23 protein-coding genes, 5 tRNA genes and 6 pseudogenes are annotated in these 24,068 nt (G+C 67.7%); 25 read left to right on the top strand and 9 right to left on the bottom strand.

Translation table 11 applies throughout. The features are described from left to right. Positions 1–134 precede the first annotated feature (134 nt). From FRZ33_RS10860 to FRZ33_RS10845, 4 genes and pseudogenes are all read left to right on the top strand, one after another. Positions 135–208, top strand: a tRNA-Cys gene (locus FRZ33_RS10860). Between the two features lie 73 nt (positions 209–281). Next, positions 282–368 (top strand) — tRNA-Leu (locus FRZ33_RS10855). 59 nt (positions 369–427) lie between these two features. Next, positions 428–2,055: pseudogene (locus FRZ33_RS10850) on the top strand (FMN-binding glutamate synthase family protein). 52 nt (positions 2,056–2,107) lie between these two features. Then, a tRNA-Val gene (locus FRZ33_RS10845) sits at positions 2,108–2,182 on the top strand. 55 nt (positions 2,183–2,237) lie between these two features. On the opposite strand, the gene FRZ33_RS10840 is transcribed toward FRZ33_RS10845, so the two are convergent. Next, positions 2,238–3,095: a tetratricopeptide repeat protein gene (locus FRZ33_RS10840; protein ID WP_146909609.1), complete on the bottom strand. Its 858-nt coding sequence runs from the start codon at positions 3,093–3,095 to the stop codon at positions 2,238–2,240. Between the two features lie 143 nt (positions 3,096–3,238). Between FRZ33_RS10840 and FRZ33_RS10835 the strand changes: the two genes are divergently transcribed. After that, positions 3,239–3,655 carry a hypothetical protein gene (locus FRZ33_RS10835; RefSeq protein WP_146909607.1) on the top strand — a complete coding sequence of 139 codons (417 nt, stop codon included), beginning with the start codon at positions 3,239–3,241 and terminating at the stop codon, positions 3,653–3,655. Between the two features lie 60 nt (positions 3,656–3,715). On the opposite strand, the gene FRZ33_RS10830 is transcribed toward FRZ33_RS10835, so the two are convergent. Further along, positions 3,716–4,012 (bottom strand): DUF1244 domain-containing protein, encoded by a 297-nt coding sequence (locus FRZ33_RS10830; RefSeq protein WP_146909605.1) that lies wholly within the window; start codon positions 4,010–4,012, stop codon positions 3,716–3,718. Between the two features lie 85 nt (positions 4,013–4,097). Between FRZ33_RS10830 and folD the strand changes: the two are divergent. The 9 genes and pseudogenes from folD to tadA all read left to right on the top strand — a co-directional run bounded on the left by folD (position 4,098) and on the right by tadA (position 12,318). Then, positions 4,098–4,972: pseudogene (folD, locus tag FRZ33_RS10825) on the top strand (bifunctional methylenetetrahydrofolate dehydrogenase/methenyltetrahydrofolate cyclohydrolase FolD). A gap of 24 nt (positions 4,973–4,996) precedes the next feature. Next, entirely contained in the window at positions 4,997–5,893 is an 897-nt protein-coding gene (locus tag FRZ33_RS10820; protein ID WP_146909603.1) for a TRAP transporter TatT component family protein, read from the top strand. Between the two features lie 14 nt (positions 5,894–5,907). Next, positions 5,908–6,894 carry a TRAP transporter substrate-binding protein DctP gene (gene dctP / locus FRZ33_RS10815; RefSeq protein ID WP_146909601.1) on the top strand — a complete coding sequence of 329 codons (987 nt, stop codon included), beginning with the start codon at positions 5,908–5,910 and terminating at the stop codon, positions 6,892–6,894. Next, the gene (locus tag FRZ33_RS10810) at positions 6,895–7,386 is read left to right on the top strand and encodes a TRAP transporter small permease (protein ID WP_146909599.1); all 492 of its coding nucleotides are present in this window, start codon (positions 6,895–6,897) and stop codon (positions 7,384–7,386) included. Continuing rightward, entirely contained in the window at positions 7,383–8,036 is a 654-nt protein-coding gene (locus FRZ33_RS16995) for a TRAP transporter large permease subunit (protein ID WP_265468613.1), read from the top strand. The genes FRZ33_RS10810 and FRZ33_RS16995 overlap by 4 nt, the downstream gene beginning before the upstream one ends. Next, positions 7,963–8,661, top strand: coding sequence for a TRAP transporter large permease subunit (locus FRZ33_RS16990; RefSeq protein ID WP_265468612.1), 699 nt, complete (start codon positions 7,963–7,965; stop codon positions 8,659–8,661). The genes FRZ33_RS16995 and FRZ33_RS16990 overlap by 74 nt, the downstream gene beginning before the upstream one ends. Positions 8,662–8,744: 83 nt before the next feature. Beyond that, positions 8,745–10,202, top strand: coding sequence for an IMP dehydrogenase (gene guaB, locus FRZ33_RS10800; protein WP_146909597.1), 1,458 nt, complete (start codon positions 8,745–8,747; stop codon positions 10,200–10,202). A 54-nt stretch (positions 10,203–10,256) separates the two neighbouring features. Continuing rightward, a pseudogene (gene guaA / locus FRZ33_RS10795) lies at positions 10,257–11,825 on the top strand (glutamine-hydrolyzing GMP synthase). Between the two features lie 4 nt (positions 11,826–11,829). Further along, complete coding sequence (gene tadA / locus FRZ33_RS10790; protein ID WP_146909595.1) at positions 11,830–12,318, top strand: tRNA adenosine(34) deaminase TadA; 489 nt, start codon at positions 11,830–11,832, stop codon at positions 12,316–12,318. Positions 12,319–12,342: 24 nt separating this feature from the next. Here the strand turns inward: tadA and FRZ33_RS16335 are convergent, their stop codons facing one another. The 3 genes from FRZ33_RS16335 to FRZ33_RS10780 all read right to left on the bottom strand — a co-directional run bounded on the left by FRZ33_RS16335 (position 12,343) and on the right by FRZ33_RS10780 (position 13,603). Next, on the bottom strand, positions 12,343–12,489 hold the full coding sequence (locus FRZ33_RS16335; RefSeq protein ID WP_227977799.1) for a hypothetical protein: 147 nt from the start codon (positions 12,487–12,489) through the stop codon (positions 12,343–12,345). Further along, complete coding sequence (locus FRZ33_RS10785; RefSeq protein ID WP_227977797.1) at positions 12,486–12,989, bottom strand: esterase/lipase family protein; 504 nt, start codon at positions 12,987–12,989, stop codon at positions 12,486–12,488. Before FRZ33_RS10785 ends, FRZ33_RS16335 begins: the two co-directional genes overlap by 4 nt. A 152-nt stretch (positions 12,990–13,141) precedes the next feature. Next, positions 13,142–13,603: a DUF2721 domain-containing protein gene (locus FRZ33_RS10780; protein WP_158637197.1), complete on the bottom strand. Its 462-nt coding sequence runs from the start codon at positions 13,601–13,603 to the stop codon at positions 13,142–13,144. 64 nt (positions 13,604–13,667) lie between these two features. Between FRZ33_RS10780 and orn the strand changes: the two genes are divergently transcribed. From orn to FRZ33_RS10760, 4 genes and pseudogenes are all read left to right on the top strand, one after another. Continuing rightward, positions 13,668–14,222: an oligoribonuclease gene (gene orn, locus FRZ33_RS10775; protein WP_146909592.1), complete on the top strand. Its 555-nt coding sequence runs from the start codon at positions 13,668–13,670 to the stop codon at positions 14,220–14,222. Between the two features lie 24 nt (positions 14,223–14,246). After that, positions 14,247–14,414: pseudogene (locus FRZ33_RS17755) on the top strand (two-component regulator propeller domain-containing protein); the annotation flags it as partial. Between the two features lie 12 nt (positions 14,415–14,426). Further along, positions 14,427–15,677 (top strand): ligand-binding sensor domain-containing protein, encoded by a 1,251-nt coding sequence (locus FRZ33_RS16325; RefSeq protein WP_146909590.1) that lies wholly within the window; start codon positions 14,427–14,429, stop codon positions 15,675–15,677. Beyond that, entirely contained in the window at positions 15,568–17,169 is a 1,602-nt protein-coding gene (locus FRZ33_RS10760; RefSeq protein WP_146909588.1) for a GGDEF domain-containing protein, read from the top strand. The genes FRZ33_RS16325 and FRZ33_RS10760 overlap by 110 nt, the downstream gene beginning before the upstream one ends. Here the strand turns inward: FRZ33_RS10760 and FRZ33_RS15255 are convergent. The 4 genes and pseudogenes from FRZ33_RS15255 to FRZ33_RS16975 form a co-directional block, all read right to left on the bottom strand. Continuing rightward, positions 17,170–18,065, bottom strand: a pseudogene (locus FRZ33_RS15255) (mechanosensitive ion channel family protein). Continuing rightward, positions 18,065–18,985 (bottom strand): putative PEP-binding protein, encoded by a 921-nt coding sequence (locus FRZ33_RS16985; RefSeq protein WP_265468611.1) that lies wholly within the window; start codon positions 18,983–18,985, stop codon positions 18,065–18,067. The pseudogene FRZ33_RS15255 and the gene FRZ33_RS16985 overlap by 1 nt, the downstream one beginning before the upstream one ends. Further along, positions 18,985–19,233, bottom strand: coding sequence for a PEP-utilizing enzyme (locus tag FRZ33_RS16980; protein ID WP_265468776.1), 249 nt, complete (start codon positions 19,231–19,233; stop codon positions 18,985–18,987). Before FRZ33_RS16980 ends, FRZ33_RS16985 begins: the two co-directional genes overlap by 1 nt. A gap of 228 nt (positions 19,234–19,461) precedes the next feature. Beyond that, positions 19,462–20,351: pseudogene (locus tag FRZ33_RS16975) on the bottom strand (PEP/pyruvate-binding domain-containing protein); the annotation flags it as partial. A gap of 246 nt (positions 20,352–20,597) precedes the next feature. On the opposite strand from FRZ33_RS16975, the gene ppsR reads away from it, so the two are divergent. From ppsR to FRZ33_RS10715, 7 genes are all read left to right on the top strand, one after another. Then, the gene (ppsR, locus tag FRZ33_RS10745) at positions 20,598–21,419 is read left to right on the top strand and encodes a posphoenolpyruvate synthetase regulatory kinase/phosphorylase PpsR (protein ID WP_146909584.1); all 822 of its coding nucleotides are present in this window, start codon (positions 20,598–20,600) and stop codon (positions 21,417–21,419) included. Positions 21,420–21,457: 38 nt separating this feature from the next. Further along, complete coding sequence (locus FRZ33_RS10740) at positions 21,458–21,979, top strand: DUF1249 domain-containing protein (protein WP_146909583.1); 522 nt, start codon at positions 21,458–21,460, stop codon at positions 21,977–21,979. A gap of 21 nt (positions 21,980–22,000) precedes the next feature. Then, positions 22,001–22,076, top strand: a tRNA-Ala gene (locus FRZ33_RS10735). Between the two features lie 24 nt (positions 22,077–22,100). Further along, positions 22,101–22,176 (top strand) — tRNA-Glu (locus tag FRZ33_RS10730). 116 nt (positions 22,177–22,292) lie between these two features. After that, the gene (locus FRZ33_RS10725; RefSeq protein WP_146909581.1) at positions 22,293–23,024 is read left to right on the top strand and encodes a beta-ketoacyl synthase chain length factor; all 732 of its coding nucleotides are present in this window, start codon (positions 22,293–22,295) and stop codon (positions 23,022–23,024) included. Further along, on the top strand, positions 23,017–23,796 hold the full coding sequence (locus FRZ33_RS10720) for a lysophospholipid acyltransferase family protein (RefSeq protein WP_146909579.1): 780 nt from the start codon (positions 23,017–23,019) through the stop codon (positions 23,794–23,796). The genes FRZ33_RS10725 and FRZ33_RS10720 overlap by 8 nt, the downstream gene beginning before the upstream one ends. A gap of 31 nt (positions 23,797–23,827) precedes the next feature. Continuing rightward, on the top strand, positions 23,828–24,043 hold the full coding sequence (locus FRZ33_RS10715) for a phosphopantetheine-binding protein (RefSeq protein ID WP_425480635.1): 216 nt from the start codon (positions 23,828–23,830) through the stop codon (positions 24,041–24,043). The last annotated feature ends 25 nt before the right edge of the window (positions 24,044–24,068 follow it).

Below are 24,068 nucleotides of genomic sequence, written 5' to 3'. Positions count from 1 at the left end.
CCCCGATTTGGGGTCGTTTGGCTTGTTTCGCTTGATTTGGTTGGGCATACTTCGCGCCTGCTCCTCGTGTGTCTAGGCACGTTTTCCAGCGGTGGACGATTTGACCCCGCTAAATGCTTGACGCGAAAGAAATTGGCCGGGTGGCAGAGTGGTTATGCAGCGGACTGCAAATCCGCGTACGCCGGTTCAATTCCGACCTCGGCCTCCAGTTCGAAAGCCCCGCTCCGGCGGGGCTTTTGTTTTCTGGCGGCCGGTACGGGCTTGCGGCACACTGCGGACAGGCCCGGGTGGCGGAACTGGTAGACGCATGGGACTTAAAATCCCCCGGCCGCAAGGCCATGTGGGTTCGACTCCCACCCCGGGCACCATCAGCTGCATGCTGCGTGGGGACGTGCGACCAGCAAGCCAACCTGACCGGGAGTAGAAGATGCTGCCTTCGCGTTATTGGGTATTCGCGATTTGCCTGCTGCTCACCGTGGTCTCGGGGTTCGCCCTTGGTTGGACACCGGTAGCGGCCTGGGGCCTGGTGATCTTCGGTTCGCTGTCGCTGCTGGGGACATGGGACCTGCTGCAGCGCAAGCAGGCGCTGCGGCGCAACTTCCCGGTGACGGCGCATTTCCGCTACGGGCTCGAGGCGATCGGGCCCGAGATCCGCCAGTACTTCATCGAATCCGACACCGTCGAGCTGCCGTTCTCGCGCCAGCAGCGCTCCATCATCTACCAGCGCGCCAAGGACGTACTCGACAAACGCCCGTTCGGCACACAGCGCGACGTCTACACCGACAAGTACGAGTGGATGAACCACTCGCTGCGTCCGTCGCAGATCGACTCGCACGATTTCCGCATCACCGTCGGCGAAGGCCGTGCGCAGCCGTATTCGGCCAGCGTATTCAACATTTCGGCCATGAGCTTCGGTTCGCTGTCGGCCAACGCCATCCGCGCGCTCAATCACGGCGCGAAGCTGGGCGGCTTCTACCACGACACCGGCGAAGGCTCGATTTCGCGCTACCACCGCGAGAACGGCGGCGACCTGGTGTGGGAAATCGGATCGGGTTATTTCGGCTGCCGCGACGACGCCGGCCGTTTCGATGCCGACAAGTTCACCGCCAATGCACGTGACCCCAGGTCAAGATGATCGAGGTCAAGCTGTCGCAGGGTGCGAAGCCGGGGCAGGGCGGCATCCTGCCGGGCGCCAAGGTCAGCGCCGAGATCGCCGAGGCCCGTGGCGTGCCACAGGGCGTGGAATGCCATTCGCCGGCCTCGCACACGGCGTTTTCGACGCCGATCGAACTGCTGCAGTTCGTGGATCGCCTGCGCGAGCTGTCCGGCGGCAAGCCGACCGGTTTCAAACTGGCCATCGGCCATCCCTTAGAATGGTTCGCCATTGCCAAGGCCATGCACGAGACCCGGATCCTTCCCGACTTCATCGTCGTGGACGGCGGCGAAGGCGGCACAGGCGCGGCGCCGCTGGAGTTCACCGACCACGTCGGTGCGCCGATGCGCGAGGCGCTGATGCTGGTGCACAACACCCTCGTCGGCCTGAACCTGCGGCCGCGGGTCAAGATCGGTGCGGCCGGCAAGGTCGTCACCGGTTTCGACATCGCCCGGACGATGGCGCTGGGCGCGGACTGGTGCAATGCCGCGCGTGGATTCATGTTCTCGCTCGGCTGCATCCAGTCGCAGGCCTGCCATACCGACCGCTGCCCGACCGGCGTGGCCACCCAGGACCCGAACCGACAGGCCGGCCTCGACCCGACCATCAAGTCCACCCGGGTGTTCAACTTCCACCGCAACACGGTGATCGCGCTCAAGGAGCTGCTGGCGGCTGCCGGCCTGCAGCATCCGAGCCAGCTGGGTCCCGAGCACATCATCCGGCGCATTTCATCGACGGAAGTCCGTTCGCTGGCCAAGCTGCACCACTTCGTGCGGCCGGGCGAACTGCTGGAAACCATCCCGGACCATGCCGTGTTCAAGGTCTTCTGGGATCAGGCGCGGCCCGACACATTCGCGGCCCCGGCCATGGTCAGCCAGATGCAGGCCAGCAAGCTGCAGTAGGCCTGTTCTTGACCGGATCGGGGCCGGCCGCGTAAGATTCGCGTCCTCTTCCGGGCGGTTAGCTCAGCGGTAGAGCATCGCTTTCACACGGCGAGGGTCACAGGTTCAAGCCCTGTACCGCCCACCAGTTCCAGAGAAAAGCCGGGCATTGCCCGGCTTTTTCTTTCCGGCCGCCGGGCGGCTCATTCCAGCTGCGACTTCGCGAACTCCGCGTCCAGCTTCTCCATCGCGTCCCGGGCCTTGAGCTTGCCGGCCTTCTCGAAGGCCGCGGCTGCCGCGTCTTCCTTCTTGTCCCCGTGCAGCAACAGCAGCAGGTTGCCGTGCTCGATATGGGCGATCGGCGAGTCGGGGGTCAGCTTGAGCGCGGTGGCGAGGTGCTTCTCTGCCTCCGAGGCCTTGGCGCCGTAGGTCATGCCGCCGACCAGGGCGCCGATCTTGGCGATGATCTCGGCGTGGTAAAGGCCCAGCGCCGTGTGCGCCTCGGCGTGTTTGGGCGACAGTTCCAGCGTGGCCTCGAGCGCCTTGCGCACCTTGCCGGCCAGTCCCATCTTCAGCGCCTTGGCGATGCTGATGCCCTGGCTGTATCGGCCCATGCCGAAGGCAAAGCGATAGTGGCTGTTGGCTTCGCCGGGCAGGGCGGCGATGGCGGCCTCGGCGAGCTTGCCGACCTGCTCGTAGCGCTTGAGCTGCTCGGCCTCGTCGTCCACCGGGTAGGTGGCGTGGATGCCGAGCGCCTTGCAGGCGACGGAGGCGCCAACCGGCCCCAGCGCCTCGCCGGCCTCGAAGGCCTGCTGGAAATCGCCGCGGTGGAAAGCCCGCCAGGCGTCCTGCAGCGCTTCCGCCAGCGCGGCGGCGTCCAGGCCCTTGGGTGCGGCCTTGCCGGCGGCCTTGATCAGCGCGGCGGCGCGCTTGTCGTCGGGAAAGGCTTCGGTGTCGCCGGCGTGGAGCGCTGGCCAGGCCTTCTTGAGCTTGTCGCCGGCGTAGTCGTAGGCCTTGGCGTCGTGGGGAAACCGGGCCCAACTGGATTTCTTGGCGGCCATCGTCGCGCTCCCCTGGAAAGACGGCCAGAATGTCCCGGCGACAGGCGCGCCGCAAGCCTCCGACTTAGTGTGAATGCTCAAGGGGCGGCGGACAGACTCGCTGGCGAGACCGGCCACCCTGGCCACCCGTCACGAGGCTTGCCATGACCCGTACCCGAACCACCCGCCGCAGCGTCCGCAAGACCAAGACCAAGACCGAACTGAGCCCGCGCGCCGTTCTGCTGGCCGGCCTCGGCGCCGTGTCCCTGTGCCGCAAGCAGGCCCTGAAATCGGTGGACGGCCTGGCCACCGGCGCCGATGACCTGCGCAGCCGCGCCGAAGCCGCCGCCCGCGAGGCCGGCAACCGCGTTGCGAAGTTCCGCAAGCAGGCGAAAACCAGGATCGCGCCGGTGCAGAAGCAGGCCGCCCAGTTCGCCCAGCTCGCCCAGGCCGAATTCGAGGCCCGTTTCGCGCCGGTCCTGGTCAAGCTCGGTGCCAAGGCGCCGGCCAGGAAGCGTACCGCCCGCACCGCCAAGCGCACGACGCGCCCGGCCGCCAGGCGCAGCCGCAAGCGCGCCTGAGCCCAACGATCTCTTTCCCGTCAGTGGGATTTCAACGCCCCGGTCACCCCGGGGCGTTTTTTATGCGCCGTGCCTGCGCTGGGCGGCTTCGAAAGCCGCCAGCTGTTCGGGCGTGGCGTCCGGCTGGTGCAGGCGCTTCCATTCAGCGAAGGGCATCCCATAGATGCGTTCGCGTGCTTCGTCCTTGCCGATGGGCGTCCCGGCGGCCTCGGCGGCCTCCTGGTACCAGTTCGACAGGCAGTTGCGGCAGAAGCCGGCGAGGATCATCAGGTCGATGTTCTGCACGTCGCTGCGCTGCTGCAGGTGCTGGACCAGGCGGCGGAAAGCGGCGGCTTCGAGGGCGGTGTTGTCGGTCATGTGGCGGGGCAGGGAAGGCTTCGGGGATAATCGCGGCTCGCGAGGGTGCATTGTGCGCCCAACCTCCCCCAGAAACCGGAGCCCCATGAGCGCCCGCATCCTCGACGGCAAAGGCATCGCCGACGCCCTGCTCGACGACCTGGCCCGCCGCGTGCAGGTCCGCCTGGCCGCCGGCAAGCCGGCGCCCGGCCTGGCCGTGGTGCTGGTGGGCGAAGACCCGGCCTCGTCAGTGTACGTGCGCAACAAGCGCCGTGCCGCCAAGAAGGTCGGCATCCGCGCGATCGATTACGACCTGCCGGCGCACACCACGGACGACGAACTGGCCGCTCTGATCGACCGCCTCAACGCCGACCCGGCCATCCACGGCATCCTGGTGCAGTTGCCGCTACCCGGGAACCGCGACGCGACCTGGCTGATCCACCGCATCGACCCGCGCAAGGACGTGGACGGCTTCCATCCGAGAACGTCGGCCACCTGGCCCTGCGCCAGTTCGGCCTGCGCCCCTGCACGCCGCGCGGCATCACCACCCTGCTGGCCTACACCGACCGGCCCGTGCGCGGGCAGAGCGCCACCATCGTCGGCGTCAGCAACCACGTCGGCCGGCCGATGGCGCTGGAACTGCTGATCGCCGGCTGCACCACCACCAGTTGCCACAAGTTCACCCCGCGCGATGTGCTGGAACGGCACGTGCGCGAGGCGGACATCCTGGTCGTCGCCGTGGGACGGCCCGGCCTGGTGCCGGGTGAGTGGGTCAAACCCGGCGCCGTGGTGATCGACGTGGGCATCAACCGCCTGGACGACGGGCGGCTGGTCGGTGACGTGGGTTTCGAGGCGGCCGCGCAGCGGGCGGCCTGGATCACGCCCGTGCCCGGTGGTGTCGGCCCGATGACGGTGGCCACCCTGATGCAGAACACCCTCGAGGCGGCCGAAGCTTTCGACGCTGAAAAGACGTCACACTGACACCGCAGACTGGAGACTGACGCCATGCCGACGCTCCGCCACCGACCGACGCGACTGATCGCCCCCGCGCTGCTGATGCTGGCGCTGGGCGGCTGCGCTTCGATCGCCAGCAACGCCGGCGACCGCCTGGCGGCGCAACTGGGCAGCGCCGTGCTCAACAGCGACGACCCGGCCACGGTGCGCGACGGCCTGCCGGCCTACCTGCTGCTGATCGACGGCCTGGTGGCCGACGACGGCAAGGGCGATGGCGGAAAGGAGTCGCTACTGTTCGCTGCTGCCGAACTCAACGGCGCCTATGCCGGCAACTTCACCGGCAGCGACAGGGACCGCGCGCGACGGCTGTCGGCCAAGGCGCTGGCTTATGCCCGCCGCGGCACGTGCGTGCAGGATGCCGCGCTGTGCAAGGCCCTCGACGGCGACATCACCGGCTTCCAGGCCGCCGTGGCCGCGGCGCCAGAAAAGGACGTGGCGGGCCTGTACGCGCTGGCCGCCGCCTGGGCCGGGTTCCTGCAGTCCAACAGCGAGGACTGGGGCGCCATCGCCGACCTGCCCAAGGTCCAGGCACTGCTCGACCGGGTGGTGGCGATCGACCCCGGCCATGCCCGCGGTATGGCCCGCGTGTATCTGGGCGTGCTCAATTCGCTGCGGCCGGAGGCCATCGGCGGCAAGCCCGAGCTCGGGCGCGAGTATTTCGAAGCCGCGATCGCCCAGAGCGACGGCCGCAACCTCTATGCCAAGACCCTGATGGCCGAGTACTACGCCCGCCTGGTGTTCGACCAGGAACTGCACGACCGCCTGCTGGTCGAAGTGCAGGCCGCCGACCCGCGCGAACCGGGTTTTACGTTGATGAACGTGCTGGCTAGGAACGCGCGAAGGCGCTCGTGGAATCCGGCAAGGACTATTTCTGAGGCCCCGTCGTGAAGGCACACCGGATCATGCGCACCCTGTCCACCCTGCTGCTGTCGCTGGCGCTGGTGGCGCCCGCGGCGGCACAGACCATCAAGGTCGCCACCCTGGCACCGGACGGTTCGGCCTGGATGCGCGAACTGCGCGCGGCAGCGGCCGAAGTGAAGCAGGGCACCGGCGGCCGGGTCGAAGTGAAGTTCTACCCCGGCGGCGTGATGGGCAACGACGCGGTGGTGCTGCGCAAGATGCGCCTGGGCCAGCTGCAGGGCGGCGTGCTGACGGCCAGCGAACTGTCCCTGGTCTACCGGGACGCGCCGGTCTACAGCCTGCCGTTCCTGTTCAAGTCCTGGGAAGAGGTGGACCGCGTGCGGCCGACGGTGGACCCGCTGCTGGCCAAGGGCTTCCAGCAGCACGGGCTGCGCATGCTCGGCGTGTCCGGCGTCGGTTTCGCCTACCTCATGGGCGACAAGCCGCTGCGCAGCCAGGCCGACATGGCCGGCATCAAGCTGTGGGTGCCTCAGAACGACGAGATCGCCATCCGCACCTTCAAGCTCGGTGGCATCAGCCCGATCCCGCTGCCGATCGGCGATGTCTTCACCAGCCTGCAGACCGGCATGGTGGACACGGTGGCGAACACGCCCAGCGGCGCCATCGCGCTGCAGTGGCACGGCAAGCTCAAGGCCATGGTGGACCTGCCGTTGACCTTCGTGGTCGGTTATCTGGTGGTCGATGAAAAGGCCTGGCAGAAACTCAGCGCGGCCGACCAGGCGGTGCTGGCCAAGGCCTTCGCCAGCGCCGCGCAGCGCATGGACGCCAATGTCCGCCGCGACGACGTCTCGGCCCTGGCGGCGATGCGCAAGCAGGGCCTGGTGGTGACCACGCTGGAGCCGGCCGAAGCCGCGCGCTGGCGTTCGCTGGGCACCCGGGTGACCGCGGAAATGGAGGCCGAGAAATCGATCTCGCCCGAAATCCTGGCGGCCGTACGCCAGGCGCTGGCCAACGGCAAGGCGCCCTGAATGCGGGAACGCTGGCTGCAGCGCCTGCACCGGGCCGAGGACCTGCTGCTCGCGATCCTGCTCGGCAGCCTGCTGCTGCTGTCGGTGGCCCAGATCGCCTTGAGGATGTTCTTCGACAGCGGCCTGGACTGGGCTGAGCCCGTAAGCCGCGCCGGTGTGCTCTGGCTCGCCCTGCTCGGCGCCCTGGGCGCCACCCGGGCGCGCAAACACATCGCCATCGATGCCTTGCCGCGGGTGCTGCCGCCCGCGGTGCAACGTGTCGCATGGGTGCTGTCGCATCTGTCGGCAGCCGTGATCACCGGCATGCTCGCCTGGCTCGGTGCCGGCATGGTCGGCCTGGAACAGGAGGCGCCGGTGCCCTTCGTCGCCGGGATCCCGAGCTGGCTGCCGATGCTGGTGTTCCCGGCCGGTTTCGGATTGATGGCGCTGCGTTTCCTGCTGGTCGCCATGACACCGCCGCCGCCGGGCACGATCGAGGAGGGTGGGGCATGAACCTCGGCCTCGGCCTGCTGCTGATCCTGCTGCTGGCGGCCCTGGGCATGCCACTGTTCGCGGTGATCGCGGCGGTGGCGCTGTTGGGTTTCCACCTGGCGGGCTACGACCTGATCGTGGTCGCCGTCGAGTTCTATCGCCTGGGCGACATGCCGGGCCTGATCGCCATCCCCCTGTTCACGCTGGCCGGCTACCTGCTGGGCGAAAGCCGCGCGCCACGCCGCCTGGTCCAGCTTTCGAACGCCTTGCTGGGTTGGCTGCCGGGTGGCCTGGCCATCGTCGCCATCGTCGCCTGCGCGTTCTTCACCGCGTTCACCGGCGCCTCCGGCGTCACCATCGTCGCGCTCGGCGCGCTGCTGTACCCGGCGCTGCGCCAGGCCGGTTACAGCGAACGTTACAGCCTGGGCCTGGTGACGGCGGGCGGCAGCCTGGGCCTGCTGTTCGCACCTTCACTGCCGCTGATCCTCTACGGCTTCGTGGCCGGCCAGATGGGCAGCGACCCGGCGGTGACGATTCCCGACCTGTTCCTGGCCGGCCTGTTGCCCGGTGCGCTGATGGTGCTGCTGCTGTCGGGGCATGCGATGTGGGTCGGGCGGGGCATTCCGGAGTCGCGCCACGCCTTCGACCCCGCGAGCTCTGGGCCGCGCTGAAGGAGACCGCCTGGGAGCTGCCGCTGCCGGTGATCGTGCTGGGGGCATCTATTCGGGCCAGCTGGCGGCGAGCGAGGCTGCAGCTGTGACAGCACTTTATGTTCTTGTTGTAACTGTATTGATTAAAAAAGAAATATCTCTATCAGACCTGCCCGGCGTGATGGCCGAATCCATGCGCATGGTCGGCGCCATCCTGCTGATCCTGGGGGCGGCCCTGGCGCTGTCGAACTGGCTGGTGGACCAGGAGGTGCCGGCCCGCCTGTTCGCCCTGCTGCAAGAGCATGTCGAGAGCGCCTGGGTGTTCCTGCTGCTGCTCAACCTGTTCCTGCTGGTGGTGGGCATGCTGCTGGACATCTTCTCGGCGGTGGTGATCCTGACGCCGCTGCTGCTGCCGATCGCCGCCGGTTTTGGCATCCACCCGGTGCACCTGGGCATCGTCATGCTGGCCAACCTGCAGCTGGGCTACTTCACGCCGCCGGTCGGCATGAACCTGTTCATCGCCTCGTACCGCTTCGGGGCACCCGTCACCACCCTGGTGCGCGCCTGCCTGCCGTTCCTGCTGGTGCTGGGCGCGGCCGTGGCCCTGATCACCTGGTGGCCGGCACTGAGCCTGGGCCTGCTCTGACCGCCACAGCGTTGCATCCGGTGCGACATCGGGCCGCCCGGGCGGGCTATAATGCCGCGCTTCCTACACCCCGGAGCCGCTCCATGCTGCGCATCCAGGCCGAAGCGCTGACGTTCGACGACGTCTCCCTCGTTCCCGCCCACTCCATCGTCCTGCCCAAGGACGTCAGCCTGAGCACCCAGCTCACGCGCGGCATCACCCTGAACCTGCCGATCGTGTCCGCCGCGATGGACACCGTCACCGAAGCCCGCCTGGCCATCGCCATGGCGCAGCTCGGCGGCATCGGCATCCTGCACAAGAACATGTCGGTGGCCCAGCAGGCCGCGCACGTGGCACAGGTGAAGAACTTCGAGGCCGGCGTGATCCGCGAGCCGTTCACCGTCAGCCCCGACACCACCATCGGCGAGGTGATCAAGCTCACCCGCGCCCGCAACATCTCCGGCGTGCCGGTGGTGGACGGCGGCCAGCTGGTGGGCCTGGTGACCAGCCGCGACATGCGCTTCGAGAAGAAGCTCGACGACCCGGTCCGCAACATCATGACCCGCAAGGACAAGCTGGTCACGGTGCGGGAAGGGGCGACCGACGACGAAGTGCTGCAGCTGATGCACAAGTACCGCATCGAGAAGGTGCTGGTGGTGGACGACAGCTTTGCACTGCGCGGCCTGATCACCGTCAAGGACATCCAGAAGGCGCGCGACAACCCGTTCGCGGCCAAGGACGCCGACGAGCAGTTGCTGGTCGGCGCCGCGGTCGGCGTGGGCGGCGACACCGAGGCGCGCATCGCTGCGCTGGCTGCAGCGGGCGTCGACGTGGTCGTTGTCGACACCGCCCATGGCCACTCGCAGGGCGTGCTCGACCGCGTCGCCTGGGTCAAGAAGAACTTCCCGAACCTGCAGGTGATCGGCGGCAACATCGTCACCGGCGACGCCGCGCTGGCGCTGTACGACGCCGGCGCCGACGCGGTGAAGGTGGGCGTGGGCCCGGGCTCCATCTGCACCACCCGCATCGTGGCGGGCGTGGGCGTGCCGCAGATCACCGCGGTGGGCATGGTGGCCGAGGCACTCAAGGGCCGCATCCCGCTGATCGCCGACGGCGGCATCCGCTATTCGGGCGACATCGCCAAGGCGCTCGTCGCCGGCGCCAGCTCGATCATGATCGGCGGCCTGTTCGCCGGCACCGAGGAAGCGCCGGGCGAGGTCGAACTGTTCCAGGGCCGCAGCTACAAGAGCTACCGCGGCATGGGTTCGCTGGGCGCGATGGAGCAGGGCAGCAAGGACCGTTATTTCCAGGACGCCTCGGACGCCGACAAGCTGGTGCCGGAAGGCATCGAGGGCCGCGTGCCTTACCGCGGCCTGCTGCGCAACATCGTGCACCAGCTGGCGGGCGGCGTGCGCGCCTCCATGGGATACGTGGGTTGCTCGAGCATCGAGGAGATGCGCACGCGGCCCAAGTTCGTGCGCGTCACCAATGCCGGCACCCGCGAAGCGCATGTGCATGACGTGCAGATCACGAAAGAGCCGCCGAACTACCGCGCGGGCTGAAGCAAAACGAGGGAGGCCACGCGCCTCCCTCTTCACATGGCGAACCGGAACCCCATGACCGACATCCACAGCGACAAGATCCTGATCCTCGACTTCGGCGCGCAGTACACCCAGCTGATCGCCCGTCGCATCCGCGAATTCGGCGTCTATTGCGAGATCTGGGCCTGGGACCACGACCCGGCCGAGATCGCCGCCTATGGCGCCAAGGGCATCATCCTGTCGGGCGGTCCGGAGTCGACCACCGAAGCAGGTTCGCCGCGGGCACCGCAGCAGGTGTTCGATGCCGGCGTGCCGATCCTGGGCATCTGCTACGGCATGCAGACCATGGCGATGCAGCTGGGCGGCGACGTCGAGGGCGGGCACCATCGCGAGTTCGGCTACGCCGAGGTCGAGGTCACCGCCGAATGCGCGCTGCTCGATGGCCTGAAGGACCATGCCGGCAGCCCGCCGCGCCTGGACGTGTGGATGAGCCACGGCGACCGCGTCACCGAGGTCCCGGAAGGTTTCGAGATCGCGGCGCGCACCGAGTCGGTGGACATCATCGCCATGGCCGATGAGCGTCGCCGCTGGTATGGCGTGCAGTTCCACCCGGAAGTGACCCATACCAAGTCGGGTGAGCAGATGCTGCGCCGCTTCGCGGTGGATATCTGCGGCTGCAGCACGCTGTGGACCGCCGCCAACATCATCGAGGACCAGATCGCCCGCGTGCGCACCCCAGGTGGGCGAGGACGAGGTGCTGCTGGGCCTGTCGGGTGGCGTGGATTCTTCCGTCGTGGCCGCCCTTCTGCACAAGGCCATCGGCGAACGCCTGACCTGCGTGTTCGTGGACACCGGCCTGCTGCGCTGGCAGGAAGGCGACCAGGTGATGGCGATGTTCGCCGAGCACATGGGCGTCAAGGTGATCCGCGTGAATGCCGCGGAGCGTTATTTCGCCGCGCTCAAGGGCGTGGACGAGCCGGAAGCCAAGCGCAAGATCATCGGCCGCCTGTTCGTCGAGATCTTCGAGGAGGAGTCGGCCAAGCTGCGCAACGTGAAGTGGCTGGCGCAGGGCACGATCTACCCGGACGTGATCGAGTCGGCCGGCAGCAAGACCGGCAAGGCCCACGTGATCAAGAGCCACCACAACGTCGGCGGCCTGCCCGAGCACATGAAGCTGGGCCTGGTCGAGCCGCTGCGCGAGCTGTTCAAGGACGAGGTGCGGCGCATCGGCGTCGAACTCGGCCTGCCGCGCGAGATGGTCTACCGGCATCCGTTCCCGGGCCCGGGCCTGGGCGTGCGCATCCTGGGCGAGGTGAAACCCGAGTTCGCCGAACTGCTGGCCAAGGCCGACGCCATCTTCATCGACGAACTGCGCAAGTCCGGCTGGTACGACAAGACCAGCCAGGCCTTCGCGGTCTTCCTGCCGGTGAAATCGGTGGGCGTGGTCGGCGATGCGCGCGCCTATGAGTGGGTGATCGCGCTGCGCGCGGTCGAGACCGTGGACTTCATGACGGCCCATTGGGCGCACCTGCCTTACGAACTTCTAGACGATTGTTCTCGCCGTATTATCAATGAGTTGCGCGGTGTTTCTCGCGTGGTTTATGACATCAGCGGCAAACCCCCGCCACCATCGAGTGGGAATGACCCGATGAGCCCCAAGCCTGACTTCAGCGAAGACGACACCCGCTGGATGCGCCAGGCCCTGGCGCTGGCCGACCGCGCCGAACGCGAGGACGACGAAGTCCCGGTCGGCGCGGTGCTGGTGGACGCCGACGGCCAACTGCTGGCCGAAGGCTCCAACCGCAACATCATCGACTTCGATCCGACCGCGCACGCCGAGATAGTCGCCCTGCGCCGGGCCGGCGTGGCGCGGCGCAACCACCGCCTGCTGGGCAGCACGCTCTACGTCACGCTGGAGCCCTGCGCGATGTGCGCCATGGCCCTGGTACATGCCCGCGTGGCGCGCGTGGTCTATGCCGCGAAGGATCCCAAGACCGGCGCCGCCGGCAGCGTGTTCGACCTGCTCACCGATTCGCGGCACAACCACCGGGTGGCGGTGCAGGGCGGCCTGCTGGCCGAAGAGGCCGGACAGCGCCTGACCGACTATTTCCGCCGCAAGCGCGGCAAGTCCGCCTGATCGCGGACAGATCGCCCGGGAAATTCACGGCGCCTGGTCGCTGAAACGACCGTCGCGAAGGAAATGCTTCACCTGCCGGATCGCTTCATCATCAGAGAGGATGAACGTGTGGTTCGCCGGCAAAACGCGGAAGTCCGCCATGCCTTCCACCCGGGCCTCGTCTACCGTCACCTTTCCGTCGCTTGCTTCCTCGATACCGTCCGAGAGGAATGCATCCACGACCGTGCGTTCATTTCCAGCCAGCACACCCAGGGGAATTCCACCGGCCCCAGACGAGCCGCGATGCCCTCGGGCCCTGTGCCCAACTGCTGTCCGGCCGGACCATTGAAGATCCGATAGGCCCGCTGGTCCATCAGACGGTCCGCCACCGCGCTGCCCTGGTTCGGCGGCCCCAGCATCACCACCCGCCCCAGATCCGGCAGCGTGTGCCGGGACAGGTAGTAGCGCGTCAGGATGCCGCCCATCGAGTGGGTGACGATATGCAGGGTCTTGCCTCCCGCCCGGCGGCATTCGGCTATGCCACGCGGCAATGCATCAGCCGCCAGCACCTCGACCGGATGCTCGCGCGAGGGATAACCGATGTTGGCCGTCAGGTACCCCGCCTCCTCGAGTGCGCGTGCCATCGGCGCCATGGACAGGGACGTACGGCCCAGGCCGTGCAGCAGGATCACGCAGGCGGGCGGGTCGGGGGCAGGGTCGCCCACATCGGCCGCTCACGGGATCCGCCAGCCCGGCCAGCAGCAACACGGTCGACAGCATCAAGGGTCTGCGCATGCCGGAACGTTGCCACGGCGGTGCTGAACAATTGGCTGTCACGGACGTCTCAACGCCGGCGGCGCGCCAGTTCGATGTCGAGCTCGGCATCGAAACTCTTCACCGACAGGCTGACTTCGCGTCCCAGGTACAGGCTGGCGCCCAGCAGGCCCAGCACACCGACCACGGCCAGTCCGGTGGGCAGGTAGGGCAGGCGGAAACCGAGCAGCGCATCCACCGCCAGGGCCAGGCTGGTGCCGACGAAGGCGCCCAGGCCCAGGTACAGCATCAGGCAGGCACGCAGCACCAGGTGGGCGCGGCGGCGGTGGCGCAGGATCTGGTCCTCGAGTTCGGGCCGGCTCAACTCGTCGCCCCCGTCGAGCTGCGCGATGATCGCCCGCAGCCGGTCCACCACCCGGGCCAGGCGGGCATTGGCCGACACCAGCAGCGATCCGGTCGCCGCCATCAGCAGGGCGGGGGCCAGCATCGAGGTGAGGATGCGGTAGTGGTCCAGGGCTTCCTGCGGGTTCACGGCGGGCCTCTCGTCGGGCGACGCTGAAGTATGATGCGGCCATCCCCACTGCCGCCAGCCGCGCATGCCCGCCCACGAGCAGAACCTGATCTGGATCGATCTGGAAATGACCGGCCTCGATCCCGACACCGACTCGGTGCTGGAGATCGCCACCCTGGTCACCGACAGCCAGCTCAACATCCTGGCCGAGGGGCCCGAGCTCGCCATCCACCATCCGGTGGAACGCCTGCACGCGATGGACGAATGGAACCGCGGCACGCACAGCCGATCCGGCCTCTGGAAGCGCGTGCTCGACAGCCAGGTGAACATGGCGCAGGCCGAAGCGCTGACCGTCGAATTCCTCAGCCACTGGGTGCCGGCCGGCAAGTCGCCGATCTGCGGCAACTCGATCTGCCAGGACCGGCGTTTCCTGGTCCGGCACATGCCGCGGCTGGAGCGTTATTTCCATTACCGCAACCTCGACGTCTCGACGCTGAAGGAACTGGCGCGGCGCTGGGCGCCGACACTGCTGGACGGCTTCAGCAAAGTCGGCGCGCACACGGCCCTGTCCGACATCCGCGAGTCGGTGAAGGAACTGGCGCATTACCGCCAGCACATGGGCAAGTTGGGTGGCCTGTGAGGCGCGGGCCGTGATGCGGCTTTCCTGGGGACTGTTCCTATCCTGCTGCTCGGCGCCGTCGCGCCGGCCGCCGCGCTGGAAGAAAAATCGCTGGCGACCTACGCCCGCGAAGTCTGGACCACCCGCGACGGCCTGCCGCACAACCAGGTCAACGGTATCGCCCAGACGCCGGAGGGTTATCTGTGGTTCGCCACCTGGGAAGGGGTGGTCCGCTACAACGGCCAGGAATTCCGCAGCTTCGGCCGCCAGAACGTGCCGGAGATCCGCGACAACGGCATCCGCTCGGTGCGGGTCGGTTTCAGCGGCGCGCTGGTGGTGGCGACTTCGCGCGGTGGTGTCAGCGTGATGCGCGGCGAAACCTGGAGCACCTACACCACCGCCGAAGGCCTGGGCCAGGACGAACTGGCGGCGGCCATCGAGGACCATGCCGGGCGACTGTGGGTAGCCACCGAAAGCCGCGGCGTTACCCGGCTAGACGGTGGCCAGGCCACCCATTTCCGCACCGAACAGGGTCTGCCCTCGGACGACACCTTCGCGCTGCTTGAAGATGGCGCCGGCGCGGTCTGGGTCGCCACCGGCGAAGGCGTGGCGCGCATCGAGGGCGACCGCGTGCAGTCGTTCTCCGCCGACGCCGGCCTGCCGGCCGGCTCGGCCTTCAGCCTGGCCATGGATGACAATGGCGACCTGTACGTGGGCACGGAGAAGGGCGTGTATGTCGGCCGGAGCGGCAAATTCGGCCTGGTCACGCCCGACTTCCCGGCGGAAGCGATTCCCAGCCTGCAGATAGACGCCCAGGGCAGCTTGTGGATCGGTACCGTCAACCGCGGGCTGATGCGACTGGGCAGCCGCGGACTGGAAACCTTCGACGCGGCCGAGGGCCTGCCGAACAACCGCGTGGCCTCACTGTTCGCGGACCGCGAGGGCAGCGTCTGGGTCGGCACCAATGCCGGGCTGCTGCGCTTCGCCGATACACCCTTCATCACCCTGGACAGCCATCACGGCCTCTCCGACGACTATGTGCGTGCGCTGCTGCAGGGCAGCGACGGCAGCATCTGGATCGGCACCAGCCGTGGCCTGGACCGTTGGCAGGACGAAACGGTCGAGCAGACCGAAGCCCTGTCCGGTGACGCCATCCTGAGTCTGGCGGAAGAGGGTGATTCGATCTGGGTCGGCACCTATTCCACCGGCCTGGCGCGCTGGCAGGACGGCGCGGTGCGGGAACGGCTGACAAGCGACAACGGCCTGCCGTCCAACCATAAGTGCGCGCGGTGGTGGCGGGCCGCGACGGCACCTTGTGGGTGGGAACGTCGCGCGGCTGCTGCGCAGCAAGGACGGCCAGAACCAGGTGCTGCGCGAGGAGGACGGCCTGCCGCGCAATTTCATCCTCAGCCTGTTCGAGACCCGGCGCGGCGACATCTGGGTCGGTACCACGAACGGCGCGGCGCTGATCTCTGACGGCAAGGCCAAGACCTACGACCTTAGTTCGCTCGAGCAGGCACAGGACGTGTTCGGCATGCACGAGGACGATGACGGCACGATGTGGCTGGCCACCGACCGCGGCGTCGTGCGCCTGCGCGGCGAGGAACTGCGCATCGTCGGCTCCGCGCAGGGGCTGCCGGTGGACACCATCTTCCAGGTCGTGGTCGACACCTACGGCAACTTCTGGCTGACCTCCAATGCCGGCGTGGTCTATGTGCGCCGCGACGAGATGGAGGCGGTGGCCGATGGCCGCCAGCAGGGCCTGGATTACCAGCAGTTCGCCGAGCCCGACGGCATGGGCAGCGCCCAGTGCAACGGCGGCGCCGGTCCGGCCGCGCTGCGCGCCGCAGACGGCAGCATCTGGGTGGCCACGGCCAAGGGCGTGTCGGTGGTGCAGCCCGACCAGTTGCCGCGTTACCAGCTGGCGCCGCCGCCGGTGGTGATCGAAGGCCTGCGCGTGGACGACCGCAATGCCAGCGCCAACGGCAACCTGGTGCTGCCGCCGGGCACCCGCAAGCTCGAGCTCGACTACGTCAGCCTGAGCTACCGCACACCCGAGCAGATCCGTTACCGCTACCGCCTGGAGGGCTTCGACAACGGCTGGGTCGAACGCAACCAGCGCCGCAACGCCCAGTACACCAACCTGCCGCCGGGCCGGTACCGCTTCCAGGTCAGCGCCGCGCAGCGCGGCAGTGGCTGGAGCCCGGAAACGGCGTCGGTGAACTTCGAAATCCAGCCGCGGCTGTACCAGCGCGCCTGGTTCCTGCCGCTGGCCGGCGCCACCCTGGCGCTGTTCCTGTACGCGCTCTACCGCGCCCGCGTCAGCCAGCTGAAGTCGCGCGAAGCGCAGCTGAGCCGTGTGGTCGAGGACCGCACCCGTGCACTGAGCGAGAAGAACACCGAACTCGAGCAGAAGAACGAGACCATCCGCAAGCAGAGCGAGATATTCGAACAGCTCTCGCGCACCGACGCCCTGACCGGGCTGCCGAACCGCCGCAGCATGGACGAGACCCTGGCCGCGGCCTACCAGGACGCCGTGCTGGGCGACAAGCCGCTGTGCTTCGGACTGCTCGACATCGACCACTTCAAGCGCATCAACGACGGCTTCTCGCACGACGTCGGCGACGAAGCCCTGCGCCGCGTGGCCAAGGCGATGCAGGAAGGCATGGGCCGGGAGAACGTCGGGCGCTGGCGCGGCGACGAACGCGTGGCGCGCTGGGGCGGCGAGGAGTTCGCCCTGCTGTTCCCGCAGATGGACATGGCCGAAGCACTGCGCCAGGCCGAACACCTGCGCCAGGCGATCGAGGCCATCGACTGCAGCGATTTCGCACCGGGCCTGAAGATCACCGCCAGCATCGGCGTCGCCGGACGCACCGGCCTGTCGCACCACGAGCGGCTGGTGTCACGCGCCGACCAGCACCTGTACGACGCCAAACACGCCGGCCGGAACCGGGTGGTCGGCGGCTGATCAGCCGCGGTCGGGGTCGTCGACCGCCGCGGTGACCTGCGCCAACGGCCGTCCATCGGCGTCATGGTGGTACACGTGCAGGTCGCGCTGCGGATAGGGAATGGAAATGCCGGCGTTGGAGAACTCGCGCGCCATCGCCTCGATCAGTTCACTGCGGACCTCGACGTAGTCCGGCGTGGCGCACCAGGCACGCAGCACCAGCTCGATGCTGCTCTCGCCGAGCCGGGTCACCAGGACGTCGGCGGCCGGATCCTTCAACACGCGTGAATTCCGGGCCGCCAGCCCCAGCAGCACCGCGCGCGCCTCTGCCAGGTCGTCGTTGTATCCGATGCCCACCGGCAGGTCGATGCGCCGCTGGGCGCGGGCGGTGTAGTTGATGATCGGCGCCGTCGTGATCTGGCTGTTGGGAAGGATCACGTCGTGGTTCTGGTAGGTGCGCAGCAGGGTCTGGAAGATCCGCACCTGTTCGACGATGCCTTCCTGGCCCGCGATCACCACCGCGTCGCCGGCCCGGAACGGGCGCAGCACGATCAGCATCACGCCCGAGGCGATGTTGGACAGCGAATCCTTCAGCGCCAGGCCAATGGCCAGGCCCGCGGCACCCAGAACCGCAAGGAGCGACGTGGTGGGCACGCCCAGGCATCCAGCGCCGCCACGAAGACCACGATCAGGCCGATCGCATAGGCCAGGTTGCGCAGGAAGTCGCGCAGGATCTGTTCGACCCCGAAACGGCCCATCCCGCGATCCAGCGCCCGCGACAGCAGACGCGCCAGCCACATGCCCAGCCCGGCGATCAGCAGGGCCAGGCCGATGCGCAGCAGCCAGTCGGAAGCCATGGCCTGCGACAGCAGGCCCGGGGCGGTGGCGCCGATTTGATCCGCCGCCGCCGGCCGCATCACTGGGCCTTGAGCTTGGCCAAACGCAGCCAGGTGTCCACGACGGTGTCGGGGTTGAGCGACACCGACTCGATGCCCTGCTGGAACAGCCACTCTGCCAGGTCCGGATGGTCGGACGGGCCCTGGCCGCAGATGCCGACGTACTTGCCCTTGGCCTTGGCCGCCGAGATCGCCATCGACAGCATCTTCTTCACCGCCGGATTACGCTCGTCGAACAGGTGCGCGACGATGCCCGAGTCGCGGTCCAGGCCCAGGGTGAGCTGGGTCAGGTCGTTGGAACCGATCGAGAAGCCGTCGAAGATCTCCAGGAACTCGTCGGCCAGCAGGGCGTTCGACGGCAGCTCGCACATCATGATGACCTTCAGGCCGTTGACACCGCGCACCAGGCCATTGGCCTCGAGCGTGTTGATCACCGCCTGGCCTTCCTCGAGCGTGCGCACGAAGGGGATCATGATCCAGCAGTTGTCCAGGCCCATCTCGTCGCGGACCTTGCGCACCGCGCGGCATTCCAGCGCGAAGCAGTCCTTGAAGTCCGGGTGCACGTAGCGCGAGGCGCCACGAAACCCGATCATCGGGTTCTCCTCGTGCGGCTCGTATTCCTTGCCGCCGACCAGGTTGGCGTACTCGTTGGACTTGAAATCCGACAGGCGCACGATGACCGGGTGCGGCGCGAAGGCTGCCGTCAGCGTGGCGATGCCCTCGGCCAGGCGTTCGACGTAGAACGACACCGGATCGGAATAACCGGCGGTGATCTTGTCGATCTGCGCCTTCAGCGCCGGCGACTGCTTCTCGTACTCGAGCAGGGCGCGCGGATGCACACCGATCTGGCGCGCGATGATGAACTCCAGGCGCGCCAGGCCGATGCCCTGGTGCGGCAGCTGCGCGAAGTCGAACGCGCGTTCCGGGTTGCCCACGTTCATCATGATCTTGAGCGGGGCAGGGGCATGTTGCCCAGGTCGGTGGTGGTGACCTCGAAGCCCAGCTGGCCTTCGTAGATGTAGCCGGTGTCGCCTTCGGAGCAGCTGACCGTCACCGGCGTGCCGTCCTTGATCACCTGCATCGCGTCGCCGGTGCCGACCACGGCCGGCACGCCCAGCTCGCGGGCGATGATGGCCGCGTGGCAGGTGCGGCCGCCGCGGTTGGTGACGATGGCGGCGGCGCGTTTCATGATCGGCTCCCAGTCGGGATCGGTCATGTCGGCCACCAGCACGTCGCCGGCCTGGAACTTGCTCATCTCGGCCAGGTTGCGCACCACGCGGGCGACGCCGCTGCCGATCTTCTGGCCGATGGCGCGACCTTCCGACAGCACCGGGCCGCGGGCCTGCAGGTGGTAGCGCTCGATCTGGGTGGTGCGCGCGCGCGACTTCACGGTCTCGGGGCGCGCCTGCACGATGTAGAGCTTGCCGGTGTTGCCGTCCTTGGCCCACTCGATGTCCATCGGGCGGCCGTAGTGTTTTTCGATCGTCAGCGCCTGGCGCGAGAGTTCCTCGACGTCGGCGTCGGTCACCGAGAACCGGTTGCGCAGCTCTTCCGGCGTGTCCTCGATGCGTACGCGCTCACCGGGCTGGTCGGAATAGACCATGCGGATCAGCTTGGAGCCAATGGTCCGCCGCAGGATCGCGGGCTTGCCCTGCTGCAGCGTCGGCTTGTAGACGTAGAACTCGTCCGGATTGACTGCGCCCTGGACCACCATCTCACCCAGGCCATAGCTGGAGGTCACGAACACCACGTCGCGGAAACCCGATTCGGTGTCCAGGTGAACAGCACACCCGAGGCGCCAATGTCGGAACGCACCATCAGCTGCACGCCGGCCGAAAGGAACACGTCCTCGTGCTTGAAGCCGTGGTGCACGCGGTAGGCGATGGCGCGGTCGTTGTAGAGGCTGGCGAAGACTTCCTTCACCTTGCGCACCACGTCGTCCTCACCGGTGACATTGAGGAAGGTTTCCTGCTGGCCGGCGAAGCTGGCGTCGGGCAGGTCCTCGGCGGTCGCCGAGGAACGCACGGCGACGGCGATGTCCTTGGCGCCGGCTTCGGCGCACATGCGGCGGTAGCCTTCGCGGATCGCCTGGTCCAGGTCCGGCTGCAGCGGCGCCTCGATCACCCAGCCGCGGATCTCGCCGCCGGCATTGACCAGCGCGTCCACGTCCTCGACATCAAGCTGGGCCAGGCGGTCGAAGATGCGCTGGCTCAGGTTGTTGTGGGCGATGAACCGGCGGAAGGCATCGGCCGTGGTGGCGAAGCCGCCGGGCACCGAGACCCCCAGCTGCGCCAGGTTGCCGATCATCTCGCCCAGCGAGGAATTCTTGCCGCCGACCTGGGCCAGGTCGGTCAGGCGGAGTTCGTGCAGCCACAGGACATCGGCGTTCAAGGGGGTCTCCAATCGCTCGGGGAGGGGGCACGGCCCGCCGGCGGGCGCCCCACAAGAGAGGTTTCAAGCTGCGTATGATGCGACCCCGGGGCTACCCCATACAAGCTTGAATCCACAAGGAATTCATGCGTCGCCAGGCGACGCGGGCAGGGAGAGTGCGGCATGGCGGGAGTTCGACCGGTTTTTTATGTGTCCGACGGCACCGGAATCACCGCCGAAACCATCGGCCACAGCCTGCTGACCCAGTTCAACGGGGTCGAATTCGACACCCGGCGCATCGCCTTCGTGGACAGCGTGGAGAAGGCCGAGGCCGCCGTGGCCGAGATCCGCCAGGCCGGGGCCGTGGCCGGCTGCAGGCCGGTGATCGTCAACACGGTCGTGGACCCCGACCTCAACGGCCTGCTGGCCGAAAGCGGCGCCCTGATGCTGGACCTGTTCGCCCCGTTCATCAGCCCGCTGGAACACGAACTCGGCATCCGCCGCGAACCCCGGGTCGGCCATGCCCACGGCATGGTGGATTTCGCCGCCTACGAACAGCGCATCAACGCCACCAACTACGCCCTGACCCACGACGACGGCATCGACCTGCACTACGACGACGCCGATGTGATCCTGGTCGGCGTGTCCCGCTCGGGCAAGACGCCGACCTGCCTGTACATGGCCCTGCATTACGGCGTGAAAGCCGCCAACTACCCGCTGACCGAGGAAGACCTCGAGGGCGCCGGACTGCCCAAACGACTGGTCCGCCACCGCCGCAAGCTGTTCGGCCTGACCATCGACCCGGTGCGGCTGCAGAAGATCCGCGAGGAACGCAAGCCCAATTCCCGCTACGCGAAGATCGAAACCTGCCGTTCCGAGGTCGCCGCCGCCGAGGCGCTGTTCCGCCAGGAAGGCATTCCCGCACTCAGCACCACCCATACCTCGATCGAGGAAATCGCCGGCAAAGTGCTGGCGCAACAGGGCATCCACCGGCACATGTTCTGAGCCCCGGAGTGTCCGGGACGCTGTGCTAGCATCGGCCCATGCCGGCCGCCGGACGCCATCGCAACGCCTTGCCCCACCTGAGCCGCTTCGCCTGGCTCATGGGACTGTACGGCGAGAATTTCCAGCGCCTGAGCCGCATGTTCCAGCCGCAGGCCTTGCCCGCCGGCACATATGTCTCGCGTATTCCCGGTGGCCTGGACCTGCTGGTCGAAGTGCTTGAACAACACCCGTACACGGTTGAACTGCGGCTCAGCTACCGGATGCACGACGCCGTCACCGGCCAGCCCGACCCATCGGCCTACGTGCGGCTTTACCGCGACGCCCGCCAGGCCGAAGTCACCCACTGTTATGTCGGCCGCCACTGGCAGGACGTGCTCGGCCTGCGCCCCAGCGTGCAGGCGATGCTCAGCCATCGCCTGCGCATGAACAGCTTCCTCAACAAGTGGCTGGACTATCTGGACGGGCAGGGGCATGGCCCGCACACCCTTTCGGCCATCGAGCCGGAAGCGGCCGACGAGAAAACGTGGCCTGTGCTTGACGAGTCCGCGGCGCCTGTCTAAACTTCCGCTTCTTCCTTCGGTGGGGCTATAGCTCAGCTGGGAGAGCGCTACAATGGCATTGTAGAGGTCATCGGTTCGATCCCGATTAGCTCCACCACCGATTCAAAGACACGCTGTCCAAGTCCCCATCGTCTAGAGGCCTAGGACATTACCCTTTCACGGTAGCGACCGGGGTTCGAATCCCCGTGGGGACGCCAGCGCAGCGATGTCCAGAAGGCCCGGCTAACGCCGGGCTTTTTTGTTTGTTCCGCCCCGGGAATGGGAAGATGACCGCCCTCGAGGCTCGCGATCAAATCACAAGATGCCGGGAAGCATGAACAACCAGTTCAGCGTGTTGTCCTGGGCCGCGTTCGCCCCGGGCCTAGACTCCGCCCAGGCCTGGCACGATTGGGCTGCCCGGTCCTGGTTGCCCGAAGGCGACGATGTGCCGGCGCTGTCCGAGATGCCCGCCATGCAGCGTCGCCGCCTGGAGCGCCTTGGCCGCATGGCCTTGCAGGTTGCCTGGCGCTGCCAGCCCGATTACGGCGAAACAACCCCGATGGTCTTCGCTTCCCGGCACGGCGACATCGCCCGCACCTTCGAGATGCTGGGCGGCCTGGCTCGTGGCGAACCGCTGTCGCCCACGCATTTCGGCCTGTCCACCCACAACGCCATCGCCGCCCAGTATTCGATCGCGCGCACCCTGACCGGCAACTACCTCGCCGTCTCGGCTGGCCCCGAGTCCGCCGAAGCCGCCGTGACCGAAGCCCTGGCCCTGCTGGCCGAGGGCGCACGTGATGTGCTGGTGGTGGTTTACGAAGGGCCGACGCCGGAGGACTACGCCGGCTTCCGCGACGAACCGGAATGTTTTTTCGCCTGGGCCTGGCGCCTGGGACCGCCGGAAACCGGAAAGCCCGTCTTCTCGCTGGAACCGGCCGAAGCCGACGTGCCTCCGTCGGGTGCACACCTGCTGCCGCATGGCTTGGACGTGCTGCGTTTCTTTCTGTCCGGCGAAACCGTCCTCGCCTCGCCACGCAGCGGCCGGCGCTGGCGACGCCATGGGTGAGCGCCTGGACCGGCTCTGGCGGATCTTCGGCACCGGCGTGTCCTTCGTGGCCTTCGGCCTGGGTGGCGTGCTGCTGGGGCTGGTCGTGTTCCCGATGCTGCGGCTGTGCGTACGCGACCTGCCTCGGCAGGGGCGGATCGCACGCTCCCTGATCCGCCACAGTTTCGCGGGCCATGTCGGCCTGATGCACCGCATCGGCGTCATGACCTACGAGATCCACGGGCTTGAACGCCTGCAGCGGCGCGGCCTGCTGGTGCTGGCCAACCACCCGACCCTGATCGACGTGGTGCTGCTGGTCTCGCGCATCCCCGAAGCGGACTGCGTGGTGAAGGCACGGCTCGCCCGCAACCCATTCACGCGCGGCCCGCTGCAGGCCACGGGCTACATCTGCAACGACAATGGCGCCGGGCTGATAGACGACTGCATCGCCTCGGTGCGTTCAGGAAAGAACCTGGTGATCTTCCCGGAGGGCACCCGGACCCCGCCCGGCGCCGACCTCGGGCCACTGCAGCGGGGCGCCGCGAATATCGCGGTGCGGGGTGGCCTGGACGTGACGCCCGTGCTGGTCTCCTGCACGCCGCGGACGCTGGGGAAAGGGGAGAAATGGTATCGTGTGCCTTCACGGCGATTTCACGTACGGATCGAGGTCCTGCCCGATATCCCGGTGGCGCCGTTCCTGGCGGGCGGGACCGCCGAAGCCCTGGCGGCGCGCCGTTTAACCGGGCACCTGGGCGAAACCTTCAAGACGGAGTTGGCACGTGTTGGCGCTTGAACCTGAAATCAAGGCACTGATCATCACCACGATGTCACTCGAGGACATCACCGCCGAGGACATCGACCCCGAGGCGCCGTTGTTCAACGAAGGCCTGGGCCTGGACTCGATAGACGCCCTGGAACTGGGACTGGCGCTGCAGAAGAAGTACGGCGTCACCCTGGCGGCCGATTCCGAAGAAACCCGCCAGCATTTCGCCAGCGTGCGCGCACTGAGCGCGTTCGTGGCGGCCAACCGCACTTTGTAAGGCCGCCCGGCCGTCGCACCGCACG

The organism is Arenimonas daejeonensis (assembly GCF_007993735.1).
GTDB lineage: Bacteria > Pseudomonadota > Gammaproteobacteria > Xanthomonadales > Xanthomonadaceae > Arenimonas > Arenimonas daejeonensis.
This window is presented reverse-complemented; position numbering and strand designations above follow the sequence as displayed.